The sequence below is a fragment of the Legionella busanensis genome, assembly GCF_900461525.1.
GTDB lineage: Bacteria > Pseudomonadota > Gammaproteobacteria > Legionellales > Legionellaceae > Legionella_C > Legionella_C busanensis.
Map to the genome: position 1 here is coordinate 837471 of NZ_UGOD01000001.1, position 17066 is coordinate 854536.

The window sequence follows — 17066 nt, forward strand, 5'->3', positions numbered from 1 at the left end:
TGCTAAAAAGTTTATGTTCTATTGTAATTGCCGCCACGATTGTCTGCCGAAAGCTTGTTGGCCAGGATTTTCATTTACCTTCTGCATACTACCACTGGTACCTGCCAAATATTTATATTCCTTACTGCCTGCATTTAAAATGGCTGGTGTTGCTGTAAGACCTACTTCAGATTTAATGCCGCTAGCTGTCGCACTAAGTTGTTGTCCATTTTGGGTGGTAAGAGTGACTGCATCTGATGAATTAAATTGTCCATCTTGATTTAAATCAAACACATTGAAATTTAATCGGCCACCCGTATTGGCGTTTAATTCCATAAGCCAACTTGTACCGCCATAATCACATGGGTCAGTGTTAGGAATAACCGTGGTAAAGATAATTCTTCCATTTAGATAAATCATATCTGAGACAATACGTTCACCTTGTGCTTGACCATTATAAACTAAATCCATATACCAGCCGCGTTGATTTGTTATTGCATTGTCACTGGTAACGCGTAGATTGTTTTGTTCTGCTACAATAGTTTGTTCTAATAATTGGTCTCTTCCCGTAATGACTGTATTGGTATCGTCACGTAAAGCATAAATACTTTGAATACTTAAATCTGTTTTATCTGCGTTTTCGATGTATTTACCTGTGCCAATATAAATTTGTAATCCCCCGGTACTAAAATTAACGCGTGATACAGTGGGGCGTGTGGTAATTGGTTGACGTTTGCCTGTACTATCTTTTGCTATAAAGAAGGGTATGGGATTAGTACCTGTTGGCGTATAGCTAAATTTCCATGAAGCAGGATCACTTGAAGAAATATCGATTTTCCAGACATTACCAAATAAATCACCAGCATAAATGAGGTCAGCAACCATATTACCATCTGTATCCACAACTGTAGGTGAAGACATACCATTAGGGCGAGCTAAATTCAATGGATCAGAACTCATGCCAACTTTAGTATCGAATTTTTTGATAATAGCGCCGGTATCAATATTAACAACGTAAATGATGGCATTACCCGTGGAGCTAACATTTGAATCACTGTAGGTATTATTATAGCCATTACCAAAGATAGCAGCCCACTGGCCATTAGCGAGGCGCACAATAGACGCTTGGCCAAAGGAGAAGCCCATATCAATATCGCCACCTAATGCAGGATCATCAGTAAATTCCCATTTAACTAGTTGCTCTGCATTAGATTCAGCAAACATATTAGGATTTGTTATATCGAGTGCAAAAATACCTTGGCCGCCAGCGTTAAGCGAACCAACTAAAACTGTATGCCAATTATTATCAATGCTACTAAAAATATCTATAGCATTCGGTGACCCATCTACATAATACCGATGTGTGTAATTAGTGCTCGATAACTGATTTAAATTCTTAAAGACAGTTGAGGGTACATAGGCGAATAATTCATTCCCATTATCGGCATCAAACGCATGGAGCATGCCATCATTAGCGCCTACATAAATAACCGGTTTGCGATTTAACTTAGCATCTCTAAATATGCTATAAGGTGTTTCAGCAGCGCTACCAGACCAAACAATAGGATAATTTTGTTTTGGTACATCCACTAAGACGGGCCCTGAATCAATAATATCGCCTAAAGGTGTACTACGATTGCGAAAAAAACCACCATTTTGCATTTCTTTGCTGCGATCACCGCGGATGTAATTAAGTCGATTGCTGCCTTGATTGTCAACAAGCGCTGTAGAAGGGTTTGTGTTTAAGATGGTAGACTGCGAAACGTCCAGCTCTATAAGCGTGGGTGAGGCAGAATTCGTTGGCCATCTAAAAGGGATACCTTTTTTAGTTGAGGGTTTATAAGTAATAATATTACGACCTGTATTAAAGTTCTGTAATTTTAGTTTTTCAGCAGCATCCCAGATTGCGCCTTGCGTTGAAGAACCTGTATAAAGAATATTTCCATTGTTTGGGTCAAGTGCAAACGCAAGTAAGCGGCCACTCCAATCTTTAGTACGGAAAATAGCTTGATAAATTAAGGTTCCTGATTTTAAAGAACCACTGCTTAATGTTGCAGATGAAAACGAACCTGATCGGTCCATAATGGCTTGCAAAGCTTTGGAAAGTTGTGCGCCTAAATTACTTGCATTAGTAATTAAAAAGTAATTATCAGGATTGCCACTATTAGCGGTATCATATTCACTTTGTATATCAGGTAATTTGTTGTTATTACTATCAGTAAACCCGCCCCACTTAGCTGCATACCATAAAGGGGAGTTAAAAGTTTTAGCTGGCCCTAGACCGTTTGCTGTCAACGTACGACTTGTTATCCACGGCAATGGTTGATTATCATTCCAAGTTCCACCTGGAAAGGCGCCAGGCGGTGTATCTAAAACATAATCAACATCTTGATTAGTACCTGTATCTTTATCCCTAACTTCTAAATAAATACCGTCTTTAGTTGTTCCTGAAATAATAAAACCCAGGTGTTGTTTTTTACCGCTATTAGCAAAAAGACTTTCTGTGGTAATAGTGAGCGTATTGTTGGCGTTAACAGTAATCGTGTATCTTACGATGGTATCAATACCAAAACCTGAGCCTGCTTGTAGATCAGAAAAATTAACCGTAAAAATACCTTGATTGGTTGTCAGGTAATCGACATAAATGTCAACAACGGCACTAGTTGGTGTATTATTACCACCATTATCATTAATCTGTGATCCTGAAACGGATTTAGCAAAGGGAATAATACTCACATTACTGTTGCCAACTTTAAAATTAATTTCAGGCCTACGTGGAGATAAAACAACAGAAAAGAGTTTAGCATTCTGTGTGCCTGCAACATTACTTAAATCGTTCATCCATCCATGATAAGCAACACTTGCGGCATAATAACTACCATCATAAGCTGTGTCATAGGGTGCAAGTCCTCGAATATTTGCAAAGCTTGTGACAAGTTTAGCTGTTGGATTACCATCTGTATTAGTACCTGACTCCCCAATAAAAGCAAATAAACTGGAAAATCCTTCGCCATTGAAAATAGCTTGGGCAAGGGCTGAAACATTTAAGGAAGCAAGATCACCTGACATAGGATTAAAATAATTTCCAGGTACATAATCACTATCATAGGTGGGATAAAAATCGCTAATAGAAAGTATATTTGCTTTAGCACAAGAAGGAAAATTAGTATAAGGGTTTTGCCAGCTTGCATTAGGCAAATTAAGACTGTTATCTCTGCCACCGGAGTAATTAAATCCTGCTGTGGGACCACCTTTACCAGCAAAATAACGTACTGCTTCATAAATCATTTCAGCAATAGGCTCGCCTAGCATTTCGCATGAGCCACTGGTTAAATTTTTATAAGCGCAAACATAAAGATTGGTATTCGGATGAGTAAACGTAAATTTATTAATCGTTGAAATAATACCATTAACGGCAGTAAATTGTCCGGTTGTTAAATTTATTTCGTCACGAATGCTGCCAATATTTTTGCGCAAAACGCCACCATTCGTATTATTAACATAGGAACCAGTAATAAGCCCAAACAGCATGGAATCATTTTCACCATACTCTTGTAATAAGCCAATTGGTTTATAATTTCCATTTGGATAGGCACGGCAATTGGACTCAAGGCCGACATTCGGATCACATACTTTTACCTGTACAGCAAAATCTGTCACGCCTGGAACTGCAGCTGCATTCCCTTTAAATTCAAGATCTAACCATTGCCACACTGTATAAGGTTGGTTTAGGGCGACCCGCAGCATAGGATAACCATTTTTATTAAGTGAGCCGCTATAAAAAATATGTCTAGTATTGGAACTAGTTGGTGAGGCATAGGGTGTATAATCACTGATATTATAACCATGCGTAAGTTCATATTCCTTTGCCCAGCTATGACCATCTAAAGGAACATATATTCGTTGTAGTACTGTTTGAGAAGAGGTGTCAATGGCACGAAATCCACCGTAAAGTACTTTCCTAACGGCATCAAAGCGAGCAGTAGTTAAATAATTTAAAAAATTACCACTCCAGCTTCCGGGACATTTCTTATTAGTTGCCACTGAAGTTGGATAAAAAAGATTTCCACCCGTATCATACGCATAACATTTGTTGCTATCAAAATAACCGAAATAGTCAAAAGAAGGTTTAAACGTATATTCAATAGCTCCGTCGCCATCTAAATCAGTAAAATCATCATAGGCTTCAAAATAAAATTTATGATCCCGGCCTAAAACAAGCATCGTCATTGGTGCTACTGATTCAGTAAAAAAAAGAGGTGATTGCGCTAAATTCAAAGCTGCTGTATAACCTACACCACAAAATAAATTAGCGATTGTTAAAAGCAGTAACAAAATACGTCTCATTAGAATCGCCTCGCTACGGTAGTTTGTAAATAAGTGACCGACTCGCTATTAGCACCTACGCCACGGGCCGTAATCCGATAATAATGCACCCCTGTTCCAAAGGTGGCACTCCCTACCACCGGTGAATCAGGGACAAATTGTAAGTATTCAATAACATAACGGGGAGCTGCGGTGACATTTTTAAGTTCGCTTGTATAAGCTGCCGAGTTACTATTCCACCAGGAAGCAGGCTGACTATATAAACTAGTACTGTCAAACATTTGCCGTACACAGGGAGAAGCTGGGCAGTTATTAGAATAAATAACCGGTTTCTTTGTTTGTGCTATTAGCCAGTCCTCACCCGCATTTAAAGCCGATTCAGCTGCTCTGAGTGAAATTTCTTTATCTTGTATATTAGCAGACATTCTTTCTTCCATATGACTAACTTGAACGGAGCCAACTGCAAGAATGGTAATTACGAATAATAAAATAAGTGCTATAGCAAGTGTGGCTCCTTGTTGCTTTTTCATACAGGTAACCCTCGATTACGTAATGTTATGAACATCACCCATTCTCGTCTGATTTTCCTGTCAGTAGGTGTAACTGTAACCCCATTAAATGTATATGGTCTGGGTCTATCAGTGACATTATCAATTGTGGCTAACAATAAATTAACTTGAACACTAATAACATTATTCCAATTATTAGCCGTATTAACCTGAGCAGCAGTTTGATAACTATTTACGGTATTATCATTATCTGTATCAACGCCATAAGTAATTTGCAAGCGTTCTACGCCTTCGGCTATCTCATCTTCATTGCTATTGGCACTTAGCCTGACTAAAGCAAATATGGGTTGGCTTTGACTATTTACTCGCCCCGTGTTTTTAATATAGAAGGCATAGTAAAAAAGTTGCATAACCTGCGCGTTAGTTAAATAAGCAATACTTAAATTATCAGAGGTATTTATACCATTTGGATGCGTGATGGTGGTATTGTTAGTGCCTGCGCCTGCCATAAATATATTCCCTATCACGCAATTGGTAATGATTAGTGGTGTCCCACTTTGGGCACCTAACCCCGTATAAACACTAATAGCACCATTAGCTTGTGTCATATCGGCACTTAAATGTACGCCATTGCTTGATGCCATACGGACTTCTATTATATCGTTTCCAGCGACTGGCGATTTGGAACTAATATTTGCAGGTAAAGAAGGTGTAAAAGACGTTCCGCTGCTGCTAAACCCTTGCAAGGGTTTGTCATAATTTAACATGGTTGAGTAATTTGAGACCAAATTTGTCAGTGTGACTTGCCGCTGATTTGTACACCCTTGAAAACCGGCCATACGAATGTCTCGGGCTAAAATATAGTTTGCATAGCGACCATTTTCTTGTAATCGAGCTAAAGCAGATTGGATGGAAAAAGTAGCTTTATTGCTTAAATAAACAGCACCAATACCCGCAACTAATAAAGTACCAATAGTGGTGGCAATTAAAAATTCAAGAATAGTAAAGCCTGCAGATTTCATAATTCAACCTCCATACGTAAGCAGGTTAAATCGACATTAGTATTACCACTGCAGTTTGTTCCTGTTGCGCCAGTACGATCATTATCCCAGAATAAAGTAATAGTAAAACGCTGCCCATTACGTGTGACAGTGCCTGTACCTGAAGGCAAAAGTTGAGCATTATTTGTATTCCATTGATAAATATCACGTTGTGCTATTTGCGTACTTGAGCAAGTAGTACAATTAATCAAGCTTCCTATGCCAGAAACATTATTATAAGCACCTGCATTGACCCCAGCGTAATTAGATTGCATGCGATCTATCATATTATTAATTTGGTTAATTGCTGTAGAGCGAAGTAGGGCTGAATGATTATCACGAACCGCACGCGCTTGTAAGGCCGCTATTCCTAAAAGGCCAACAGCCAGGATAATTAAACTAATCAAGACTTCAAGCAAACTAAAGCCATGTTGTTTGCTTATACTCACAATCATATCTACTCATAAAAAGGGTATTATTTTAAAATTAAGCAAAAAATGTACCGAAATTGTATTTTTTGTTTTTTTATAGACCGAACTATAAATATTTAACCCTTATTAAACTTTAATTTTAACTCTACCTACTTTTTGCGACTTGCTCGGGGAATCCAGAATTTTTGGTTTAGTTTAGAGCCTGTAGACGAGCTGCAAGTTAGTAGCAGAGAAAGTAGCCTATTTATTCATTTTTGTCTGTGCAAAGCTCCTTATTCAGAATAAATGATCAAAGTTAAACATAAGACTTACTGGTTAAATTAAAATTGCATTTTACAAAAAACGAGTTATGCTGGAATAAGTAGCTGTCTGTTTTAAAGAAGTTTAAAGGACGATAACTTTTTCTTATTAGACGTATTTGGATGAGATTAGTTTCTAGTGGCAACTTTTGAAAAAGTCTATTGACCTTAAGCTTAAGTAAAAAAATAACTTACTTTAATATTAAGCATCTTAAATATCATGTCACAGATTGCATTCTATTTATGTCATTTAAAGACTTCACAACTTAACTTTTTCAATAAAGAGTTTGAACCAGTTGCTGCTGAAAGTTTAAGTGGCTTATTTGCCTATATCTTTTTTAAGAAGACAAGCATTTTGATTATTAGCAATTTAACCGGATATCAAAGTAATCATGCTGGTATAAATTTAATTCAAAAAGCACTAATAAAGAGATTAAGTGAGAAAACCCTGAGGCAACCCATAGATATTACCTTGTCTCGTAATGAGCCCGATTTTGGTGGAGAACTTTTACTTTTAAAAGGTGAAATTATTTTTTGGAATTTTAAAAGTAGGAGTTATTCTGAGAAGTATGAAGCATTACATGATGGGAGTTTAAATTTAAAGCAACAAATAATGGAATCTGGTTTGCTCCCTAAGCGTTTTATTAATATTAAAAGAGCAGAGTATTTTCAAGAAAATTATCTCAAAATTTACTTTGCTCCCAATGGACAATATCGGCAAAATCCTTATCAAGTCGTTCAACTGTTATCTGCAGCGCTAGATTTACCACCTTTATTAAATAACCACCAGAAGTTATCTGGCCCAATTATAGAAGCTGGAGCCAAGCATAAAGCTAATCATCCTCCTATAACAGCAGCCGACAACTCATTTTCCTTTTTCAGCAGAGCTTTAGAAAATCGGTCAGTAGCTCTTGAACCAGATTTACCTAAAATTTAGCGATTCATAATAGGCGCTAAGGTTTGTAATATTGATTTAAAAATTTTAGGTGTTCCAGCGATAACATCTCCATGATCAAAATAACTTTCCCCACCTTCTAAATCGCTTACTAAACCGCCTGCTTCTTTTACAAGTAGGGACGCTGCGGCTAGATCCCATGGACGTAATCCAAACTCCCAAAAACCATCTAAACGGCCACAAGCTACATAAGCTAAATCAAGCGCTGCTGAACCTGTACGGCGCACGCCGGCACATTTAGTAGCTATTGCTTCAAAAGTAGGTAAGTAACGTTGAGTTAATAGCGCATTTCGAAATGGAACACCTGTGCCTAGTAACGCTGCATTCAGTAATGTTTGTTTTGAGACACGTATTCGTCTGTCATTTAACTGTGCTCCACGGCCGCGACTAGCTGAGAAACATTCATGACGAATAGGATCGTAAACAACGCCATGTTCAATTCGATTTTTTATCTTAACGGCGATTGAAACTGAGACAAAAGGAAAACCATGTAGATAATTAGTTGTGCCATCCAATGGATCAATAATCCAAATTGTTTCAGCATTATCATTAAACACGCCGCTTTCTTCAGCTAAAATACCGTGTTCAGGATAAGATTTTTGAATTGTCTTAATAATCGCTTGCTCAGCCTTTACATCCACCTCACTAAAGTAGTCATTTGAGCCCTTAGCGCTGACTTTAATTCTATCAACTAACTCTAAATTACGTACAATAATTTCACCTGCCTGACGGGCAGCATTTATAGCTATATTTAATAATGGATGCATGCGTTGCTCTGGGAAGACAAAATCAGGTATTCTAGCATGTTTTTTTATTTAAGGCAGTTATTGTAAAATTTAAACTTAATTTGATTAATACGAGCAGCTTGTCTTATTTAATAACTTTTATGGTTTTAAATTAGATATCTATATATTTGATTATTAAATACACTTCTTGTATAAGAAAAAATATTAAAATTATTATGAAATTCAACAAAATTCGTATTGTATTAGTGGCTACTTCTCATCCAGGTAATATTGGTTCAACAGCGCGTGCTATGAAAACGATGGGTTTAAGTCGACTTTATTTAGTGACTCCTAAGTCTTTTCCAGATCAAAAAGCATATGAGTTAGCGGCGGGAGCTGATGATGTGTTAGAGGAGTGTCAAGTTACCCATTCTTTAAAAGACGCTTTACATAACTGTCAGCTAGTTATTGGCACAAGTGCTAGGCCGAGAGGGATTGACCTACCAGGTTTATTACCTAAAAGTTGTGCAGAATTGATTTCTAAACAGTCAGATGATACAGAGGTAGCTATTGTATTTGGTAGGGAGCATGCAGGTTTAACTAATGAGGAATTATTACAGTGTCATTATCATGTCAACATTCCTAGTAATCCGATATATAGTTCGCTAAATTTAGCTCAGGCAGTACAGATTATTGCTTATGAATTAAGAATCTCTTTACTAGCGCCGGTGTTAAAAGTTAGCCATACTCAAGATAAATTAGCAACTGTAAATGAAATAGAACAATTTTATAGTCATTTAACAGAGGTATTATTAAGAATAAATTTTTTAAAGAAAGACAATCCGCGCAGATTACAAGAGCGATTAAGACGATTATTTAATCGAGTAGGCTTAGAACAAATGGAAGTTAATATTTTACGTGGCATTCTTACTTACATGCAAAGAGCATTACAAAAAAGCGAGAAGTAGAGAAGTGGATACCCAAAATTTACCTATTTATTTTGATTATATGGCTACTACGCCTGTTGATCCCCAAGTTGCAGAAAAAATGATGCAATATCTTGGGCCTGAAGGAGTATTTGGTAATCCTAATTCAATAACCCATGATTATGGCCGGCTTGCAGCAGTAGCTGTTGAAAATGCTAGATCACAAATTGCTGATTCAATCTCTGCTAATCCAAGAGAAATTGTTTTTACTTCTGGTGCAACAGAAGCAAATAATCTTGCTATTATTGGTGCTGCCCATTTTTATCAGCGCAAAGGTCGGCATCTTATTACAATGATAACAGAGCATAAAGCTGTACTTGATAGTTTTGCTCAATTAGAAAAAGAAGGGTTTGTAGTTACATATTTAAGTCCTAAATCAGATGGTTTACTAAATTTAGATGAATTAAATCAAGCTTTACAACCTGATACTATTTTAGTTTCCATTATGCATGTTAACAATGAAATTGGTGTTATCCAGGACATTGCAAGCATCGGTAGCTTGCTCAAAAAGCAAGGTATTATTTTCCATGTTGATGCTGCACAAAGTGCAGGCAAATTACCAATTAATTTACAAGCGTTATCAGTTGATTTAATGTCTTTTTCAGCACACAAGAATTATGGCCCAAAAGGCGTAGGTGCATTATATATTCGACACAAACCACGTATCCGTATTGAACCTCGCTCTTTTGGGGGTGCTCACGAAAACGGATTAAGGGCAGGAACACTCGCTACACATCAAATAGTGGGTATGGGAGAGGCTTTTCATTTGGCTCAATTAAAGCGTGTTGATGAACAAGCAAGATTATTAGAATTAAGGCAAAAACTTTGGCAGGGTATCAAAAATATTCCAGGCATTAAATTAAATGGTCATCCCACTGAGCGTATTGCTGGGAATCTTAATTTAACTTTTTCAGGTATTCATAGTGAGTCTTTGCTACTTGCTCTACGTCAATTAGCTGTTTCTACAACCTCTGCTTGTGCATCAGCAAGTTTTGCACCATCTTATGTTTTAAAAGCGCTAGGGCTAAGCGCCGAAGCAGCTTATAGTTCTATTAGGCTTTCTATAGGTCGTTTTACAACAGAGGAAGATATAAATCAAGCAATTGAAATTATTAATACGCAAATTTTGCGACTACAGCAAATGGCGCCTTTATGATTTATAATAATCTTGTTAAGCATTATTTTTTTCAGCCGGAACATATTGGAAAATTAGATGGTACTTTATCTAGGACTGCGTATTGTTCAATAAGTGATGCATCTAAAAGTAATTATTTTGATTTATATATAGCCTGTGATGAGTCAGAGCAAATTATAAGAGCATGTTTTAAGGCATGTGGTAGTCCATATTTAATCGCGAGCCTTGAATGGCTCTGTAAGCAATTAGAAGGTAGCTTTTTAAAAGCGCATCCTAAGCTAACTTATCTAGTTTTAGTAAGTCATTTAGATATACCTAATCATGTATATCCAATAGCAATCTTGGTTGAAAAAGGCTATAACAATATTATATTGGCTATGAAAAAAAAGCTAAATGAGGAAAAGAAATGAGTGGAGTTGTAAATTATTCAGGTAGCAAAAGTCAGGGTGTTACTTTAACTGACGCGGCAAAACGTCATGTGATAGCTTACCTTGATAAAGAACCAAACAGTCAGGGCGTTCGCTTTTCAGTTAAAAAAACAGGTTGTTCGGGTTTATCATATGTAGTGGATTATGTCATTCATCCACAAGAAAATGATATCGTTTTACCCTTGGATGGGCATTATCAAATTTGGATTGATAAAGCAAGCTACCCTTTTTTAAAGGGCATGAATATTGACTATATTAAACAGGGATTAAATTATAAATTTATTTTTGATAATCCTAATCAGACTGGACAGTGTGGTTGTGGCGAAAGTTTTACAGTAGATTCTGTCTAATTAATCTTCTAAATTAATCTCTAAAGCTTCTGTCTAACTTAGGTAGGAGCCCTCTTCTTATTTTTATAACTATTAAATTTAATCGCTACCTCTCCTTTATATTTACATATTTAAATTTAACTAATTTGATTTAAATTTTATTAACTAGAGTTAAGTAAATTTAACTTGATTAAATTGGTGTAAAAATGTACAATAAAGGATCTAATTTGAGTTGTAGGTTACTAGATGAATTGTAGTAATAATCTAAGAACATATCATTTTGCATGTCGGCTATAAAAAAAGCTTGATAAATGCTCAGTTTTTCCTTAAGCTTCCCTTAAGAAATGAATATGATTAAAACAATATTTACATAGTTTGTAATATTTGGTAGTATATAAGTCACGGTGTTCTGTTTATGACGAATAGAACGTTTTTATTTATTTAATTTTAACTATTTAAGTATACGGAGAGATGTAATGAATGCAGTAATGCAGGATATTGAGCAAGTTAATGAAGCATTAACTCAGCAAGTGATAAGCGCAGTGAAGGGATATCTAAACACAGTAGGCAGTAAAGATGCAAATTTAAACCTTTATCAACTTATTGTTGAGGAAGTTGAGGCACCTTTATTCCGTACTGTTATGGAATTAACTCGCTATAATCAATCAAAAGCAGCTCGAGTATTAGGCGTTAGCCGTGGAACTTTACGTACTAAGTTAAAGCGTTATTTTGATGACGAATTTATTGGTACACGAGGTTAATTCTGGCATTCGCAAGCTCAATTTGCTACGATAATAACAAGCTGGTCAGGCAATCGCTCTTTGTTTTTCAAAGGGAGGAAAGTCCGGGCTCCTTAGGGTAAAGTGCCAGGTAACACCTGGGAGGCGTAAGCCTACGGAAAGTGCCACAGAAAATATACCGCCTTTTTAAGGTAAGGGTGAAATGGTGCGGTAAGAGCGCACCGCGCAACTGGTAACAGTTGTGGCAGGGAAAACCCCACTTGGAGCAAGACCAAATAGGAACCCATTCTCATTAATTTGAGTGCACATGACCCGTGTGGGGTTCGGGTAGGTCGCTTGAGGTATATGGTGACATATATCCCAGATAAATGATTGCCCGCGACAGAACCCGGCTTATCGACCAGCTTGTTTATATCTAATTTATTTAAGCCAATTCTTTATTAGTAATGGCAATGAGTAATATTTTTTTTAAAAAAAATAACAAAAAGAAGTCGTGGGATCATATTTCAGTAAAATATTTTTCTTCAGTTAGTAGCCCCTGTCGTAACCATATTGCTATATTCGGTGTAATGAAACGCTTATTAAAAAGCTCTTTATTAAGCTAGATCTTGATTTTATCGTTTTTGAGTCTTACTATCGTCCATCTCTAAGGCTTGAGAGCTCACGCTATGATGTTATGCATTGATGTTGGTAATTCTCATATTTATGGTGGTGTTTTTATTGAAGACAATTTACAACTTCGTTTCCGACATACTTCTAAAGCAAGTGCATCTGATGAGCTGGGGATTTTTCTAAAAGCAGTTCTACGTGAAAATCAATGCCAACCTGAAGAGATCAGTGAAATTGCAATTTGTTCAGTTGTGCCGCAAATTGACTACTCATTACGTGCAGCCTGTGTTAAATATTTTTCTATCGATCCATTTGTACTGCAAGCTGGTGTTAAGACAGGTTTAAATATTAAATATCGCAATCCAATCGAAGTGGGAGCGGACAGAATTGCCAATGCTATTGCTGCTGTGAACGCTTATCCTGGACAAAATATCATTGTTATCGACTTTGGAACAGCGACCACTTTTTGTGCTATTACTGCTCATAAAGCTTATTTAGGAGGCACTATTTTACCAGGCGTACGTTTATCTGTAGATGCTCTTTCTACTAATACTGCTAAACTTCCAGCAGTGGAGATTATTAAGATGGAACAAGCGCTTGGTCGGTCTACAGCTGAAAGTATTCAAGCAGGTGTGTTTTTTGGTGCTTTAGGCGCATGTCGCGAGCTTCTTGCTAAAATTAAATTAGAGGCTTTTCCCGAGCAAGATGTGATTGTATTGGCTACCGGTGGTTTTGCTTCCTTATTTGAAGAACAAGCACTTTATCATTATTTAATTCCTGATTTAGTTTTGCAAGGTATTAGGCAAGCCGCTATTCTAAATCGTTAATAGACTTCTCTCCAAACTAGCATTGATGGTCAATTTCACTCGAAAAAGTCCTTCAAAGCTTGTCCTTATGTGGATAGGGATGCTCAGGTACTTTATGATACGGTACTTTTTCATCTTTTTTGACCGAGCTTGTCTCTTTACTGGCAGTTTGGAAAGAGGTCTGATTATAATTGTCTTATTAATAAGCAAAATAATTGATAAATAATCGATCCAATCATTTTTCTTCATTTTTATATTAAATAGATAAAATTTGATCTATTTAACGCTAGAAAATTAAATTCCTATAGTGTATAAAAGTGGAGTAAAATATAAAAAAGTGGAGAATTGTGGGTAAATTTAAGTTTACCCACATTACTAAAAATGTTTCGTGGAATCAATACAAGCACATTAGATGGAAAGGGGCGCTTTATGGTGCCTATTCGCTATCGTGATGTATTGTGTGCTGAAGAAAATAGTTCATTAGTTATTACTATTGATACAGAGCTCTGTCTCCTTGCTTATCCTTTAGCACAATGGCAAATTATCGAGAAAAAATTACAGAATTTACCTAGTTTTGATAATGTAGCTCGTCGCATTCAACGCTTACTTATTGGGCATGCTACAGATGTTGAATTAGATAATAGTGGACGTATTTTATTACCTAGTGTTCTACGTGAATACGCTAAATTAGACAAACATATCGTTATAATTGGCCAAGGTAATAAATTTGAAATTTGGAATGAAATGTTGTGGCAGCAAAAGCGTGAGCATTGGTTGGCTGAAGAAGCATTGCAGTTAGATAGTTTACCAGAGGAAATGAAAAAATTTTCTTTATAATGGGAAAATATCATGTCGCATCAGTCCGTGTTGCTACAAGAATCAATTGAAAGCTTAGCTATTAAAGCTGATGGTGTTTATATTGATGGAACGTTCGGCCGTGGTGGCCATAGTCAAGCTATTTTGGCTCACTTATCTTCTCAGGGCCGACTAATTGCCATTGATAAAGATCCTCAAGCTGTAGAGTTTGCGAACTGCCATTTCACTACCGACCCACGTTTTCAAATTTTTCAAGGTTCATTTGCCGACTTGCCCAAGTTTGCCAAACAAGCAAATGTTTATCAGCGAATTGATGGTATTTTACTAGATTTAGGGGTGTCATCACCGCAATTAGATGATGCTAATCGTGGCTTTAGCTTTATGCAAGCAGGTCCTTTAGACATGCGTATGGATATACAGCAATCTTTAGATGCTGCTACTTATATTAATCATGCAAAACTAGATGATATGGCAAAAATATTTTGGGAATATGGTGAAGAGAGATTTGCACGTCGTATTGCTAAAGCAATTATTGACGCGCGAACACAGGCGCCTATTACCTCAACAACTGAACTTGCGGAAATCATTAAGCAAGCCAATCCTAAATGGGAAAAACATAAGCATCCAGCAACGCGGGTTTTTCAAGCAATTCGTATTCATATTAATAATGAGCTAGAGGATTTGAAAAAAGGGCTTAAAAATGCGTTTGAAGTCTTAGGTACGGGCGGGCGCTTAGTTGTTATTAGCTTTCACTCTTTAGAAGATAGAATCGTTAAGCAATTTATGCGTGATATGGAAATAGGGCATCAGCTACCTTTTGATATTCCAATACGCGCGCAAGAGGAGATGAAAAGTTTTAAACGTGTAGGGAAAGCAATTAAGCCTCAAGAAAAAGAAATAAAACAAAATATTCGCTCACGCAGTGCAATCCTAAGAACAGGAGAAAAAATTGTATGAACGCTGCAGCAAGAATAATTAATCAAAGTACATTATTTAATGGTCAATTATTTGCTATGCGTATTTCTAAAAAACTTTGGTTTACTTTAATCCTTATGCTGCTTGTTCTATCAAGTGCATTGGCAGTTATTTATATGACAAATGAGTACCGTACAAACTTTAGTGAATTGCAGAAACTTGAACAGCAAGGACATCAATTACAATTACAATGGGGCCAATTATTGCTTGAGCAAGCAAGTCTTGCTACACCAGCACGTGTAGAATTACTGGCAAAACAAAAATTGCAGATGCGCCTTCCCGAAGATAAACAAACATTTGTATTACAGGCCAAATGAAAAAAAATGGACACCGTTCACGGTTAGCTGCTATATCGATTTTCTTTATAATGATTTTTAGTATCTTAGCTTGGAGGATACTTGATTTAACTGTGTTACATCGGCAATTTTTAAAGGGCCAAGGTGATGCTCGCAGTTTACGTGTTCAAGATATTCCGGCTTATCGCGGAATGATTACCGATAGGCAAGGTATTCCACTTGCAGTTAGCACGCCTGTACAATCTGTTTGGGTCAATCCTAAAGAGTTCTCTCCTACTAAAGAGCAGCTTGATAAATTAGCAAAACTAATTAGCGTTAAAGCACAGACCTTAGTAGAGCGGGTTAAGCACGCAAATTCAAGAGAGTTTCTTTATTTACAACGCCAGTTACCACCGACATTAACTAAAAAGATTGAACAATTAAAAATTCCAGGTGTTAATTTTCAACAGGAATTTAAACGTTATTATCCTGAAGCAGATAGCGCAGCTCAATTAATTGGGTTTACCAATATTGATGATGTTGGTATAGAAGGATTGGAGTTAGCTTATCAAGATTGGTTAATGGGCATACCCGGTAAGAAGCGGGTGCTTAAAGATAAAATGGGTCGAGTTATTGAAGAATTAGGCATTATTAAGGAGCCACGCTCCGGACAAGATTTAGTATTAAGTATTGATAGACGCATTCAATATTTAGCTTATCATGAATTACAAAATACATTAGAAAAGTTTTCTGCTAAGTCAGGCTCTGTTGTTGTATTAGATACCCAGACGGGTGAGATTCTAGCTGCTGCTAATTATCCTTCTTTTAATCCTAATGCGCGTGGACGATATTCACGTGATAAATACCGTAATAAAGCGTTAACAGATGTTTTTGAACCAGGCTCTGTCATTAAAGCCTTTAGTATTGCTAGCGCCTTAAGTAGTGGTTTAGTAAAACCAGAAACAATTATTGATACGCGGCCAAGTTGGATGGTCGTTCATGGGCGAACTATCCGAGATATACATAATTATGGTGTATTAGATGTCACAGGGGTCTTACAACATTCAAGTAACGTAGGGGTTACAAAAATGATTCTTTTAAGCCCGCCTGAACAATATATAGGTTTGCTGCAACGCAGTGGTTTTGGCCAACGTACAGAAAGTAGTTATCCGGGTGAAAGTGATGGAAGTATTGTTAGAATTAAAGATGCTAATCCATTTGTTTTGGCCACTTTAAGTTTTGGTTATGGTCTATCAGTAACCGCTTTGCAATTAGCTAAAGGCTATTTAATCTTTGCTAATGGAGGTAAAACACTACCTGTAACACTTTTACATAAAGAAGCTATGGAAGCTGGGCAGCAAGTTATCGATGAAAAAACAGCGAATGCAGTATTAAATATGCTTGAAGCTGTTTTGGGAAATGAGGGAACGGGTAAATTAGCACGAATACCTGGTTATCGCGTTGCCGGCAAAACGGGTACTGCGCGTATTGCTGGTAAAAAAGGTTACCAAGAGAATAAACATATTGCTAGCTTTGTTGGTATTGCACCTGTATCTCGCCCAAAATTAATTGTAGTTGTAGTTATTCATGAACCAACTCGCAATAGTTATTATGGTGCGGCAGTAGCTGCACCTCTTTTTGCGCAGGTCATGTCAGGTTCTCTACGAATTTTAAATATTCCACCCGATAAAACAACAGGTTAG

16 protein-coding genes and 1 other RNA gene are annotated in these 17066 nt (G+C 36.9%); 12 read left to right on the forward strand and 5 right to left on the reverse strand.

What is annotated here, in order from left to right; genetic code table 11:
• Window positions 1-18 precede the first annotated feature (18 nt).
• From DYH30_RS03825 to pilV, 4 genes are read right to left on the reverse strand one after another with little or no spacing between them, the layout of a single operon-like run.
• On the reverse strand, window positions 19-4326 hold the full coding sequence (locus tag DYH30_RS03825; RefSeq protein WP_115330385.1) for a pilus assembly protein: 4308 nt from the start codon (window positions 4324-4326) through the stop codon (window positions 19-21).
• Entirely contained in the window at window positions 4326-4835 is a 510-nt protein-coding gene (locus tag DYH30_RS03830) for a pilus assembly PilX family protein (RefSeq protein WP_115330386.1), read from the reverse strand. The genes DYH30_RS03825 and DYH30_RS03830 overlap by 1 nt, the downstream gene beginning before the upstream one ends.
• Window positions 4832-5836, reverse strand: coding sequence for a PilW family protein (locus tag DYH30_RS03835; RefSeq protein WP_115330387.1), 1005 nt, complete (start codon window positions 5834-5836; stop codon window positions 4832-4834). The genes DYH30_RS03830 and DYH30_RS03835 overlap by 4 nt, the downstream gene beginning before the upstream one ends.
• The gene (gene pilV, locus DYH30_RS03840) at window positions 5833-6309 is read right to left on the reverse strand and encodes a type IV pilus modification protein PilV (protein ID WP_115330388.1); all 477 of its coding nucleotides are present in this window, start codon (window positions 6307-6309) and stop codon (window positions 5833-5835) included. The genes DYH30_RS03835 and pilV overlap by 4 nt, the downstream gene beginning before the upstream one ends.
• Window positions 6310-6804: 495 nt before the next feature.
• Here pilV and DYH30_RS03845 point away from each other — a divergent pair, with 495 nt between their 5' ends.
• Complete coding sequence (locus tag DYH30_RS03845; RefSeq protein WP_115330389.1) at window positions 6805-7521, forward strand: hypothetical protein; 717 nt, start codon at window positions 6805-6807, stop codon at window positions 7519-7521.
• Here the strand turns inward: DYH30_RS03845 and DYH30_RS03850 are convergent.
• Complete coding sequence (locus DYH30_RS03850; RefSeq protein WP_115330390.1) at window positions 7518-8306, reverse strand: inositol monophosphatase family protein; 789 nt, start codon at window positions 8304-8306, stop codon at window positions 7518-7520. The genes DYH30_RS03845 and DYH30_RS03850 overlap by 4 nt on opposite strands.
• Before the next feature lie 194 nt (window positions 8307-8500).
• Between DYH30_RS03850 and trmJ the strand changes: the two genes are divergently transcribed.
• The 11 genes from trmJ (at window position 8501) to DYH30_RS03905 (ending at window position 17066) form a co-directional block, all read left to right on the forward strand.
• Window positions 8501-9232 carry a tRNA (cytosine(32)/uridine(32)-2'-O)-methyltransferase TrmJ gene (trmJ, locus tag DYH30_RS03855; protein WP_115330391.1) on the forward strand — a complete coding sequence of 244 codons (732 nt, stop codon included), beginning with the start codon at window positions 8501-8503 and terminating at the stop codon, window positions 9230-9232.
• A 4-nt stretch (window positions 9233-9236) separates the two neighbouring features.
• Entirely contained in the window at window positions 9237-10406 is a 1170-nt protein-coding gene (locus tag DYH30_RS03860; RefSeq protein ID WP_115330392.1) for an IscS subfamily cysteine desulfurase, read from the forward strand.
• Complete coding sequence (locus tag DYH30_RS03865; protein WP_115330393.1) at window positions 10403-10795, forward strand: iron-sulfur cluster assembly scaffold protein; 393 nt, start codon at window positions 10403-10405, stop codon at window positions 10793-10795. Before DYH30_RS03860 ends, DYH30_RS03865 begins: the two co-directional genes overlap by 4 nt.
• Window positions 10792-11163 carry a HesB/IscA family protein gene (locus tag DYH30_RS03870; protein WP_115330394.1) on the forward strand — a complete coding sequence of 124 codons (372 nt, stop codon included), beginning with the start codon at window positions 10792-10794 and terminating at the stop codon, window positions 11161-11163. The genes DYH30_RS03865 and DYH30_RS03870 overlap by 4 nt, the downstream gene beginning before the upstream one ends.
• 455 nt (window positions 11164-11618) lie before the next feature.
• Window positions 11619-11903: a helix-turn-helix domain-containing protein gene (locus tag DYH30_RS03875; RefSeq protein WP_115330395.1), complete on the forward strand. Its 285-nt coding sequence runs from the start codon at window positions 11619-11621 to the stop codon at window positions 11901-11903.
• A 37-nt stretch (window positions 11904-11940) separates the two neighbouring features.
• Window positions 11941-12294, forward strand: an RNA gene (rnpB, locus tag DYH30_RS03880) — RNase P RNA component class A.
• A gap of 256 nt (window positions 12295-12550) precedes the next feature.
• Window positions 12551-13318 carry a type III pantothenate kinase gene (locus tag DYH30_RS03885; RefSeq protein WP_115330396.1) on the forward strand — a complete coding sequence of 256 codons (768 nt, stop codon included), beginning with the start codon at window positions 12551-12553 and terminating at the stop codon, window positions 13316-13318.
• Window positions 13319-13678: 360 nt separating this feature from the next.
• Complete coding sequence (gene mraZ, locus DYH30_RS03890; RefSeq protein ID WP_115332489.1) at window positions 13679-14134, forward strand: division/cell wall cluster transcriptional repressor MraZ; 456 nt, start codon at window positions 13679-13681, stop codon at window positions 14132-14134.
• A gap of 9 nt (window positions 14135-14143) precedes the next feature.
• On the forward strand, window positions 14144-15070 hold the full coding sequence (gene rsmH, locus DYH30_RS03895; protein WP_115330397.1) for a 16S rRNA (cytosine(1402)-N(4))-methyltransferase RsmH: 927 nt from the start codon (window positions 14144-14146) through the stop codon (window positions 15068-15070).
• Window positions 15067-15405 carry a cell division protein FtsL gene (gene ftsL, locus DYH30_RS03900; protein WP_115330398.1) on the forward strand — a complete coding sequence of 113 codons (339 nt, stop codon included), beginning with the start codon at window positions 15067-15069 and terminating at the stop codon, window positions 15403-15405. The genes rsmH and ftsL overlap by 4 nt, the downstream gene beginning before the upstream one ends.
• Window positions 15402-17066 carry a peptidoglycan D,D-transpeptidase FtsI family protein gene (locus tag DYH30_RS03905; RefSeq protein WP_115330399.1) on the forward strand — a complete coding sequence of 555 codons (1665 nt, stop codon included), beginning with the start codon at window positions 15402-15404 and terminating at the stop codon, window positions 17064-17066. Before ftsL ends, DYH30_RS03905 begins: the two co-directional genes overlap by 4 nt.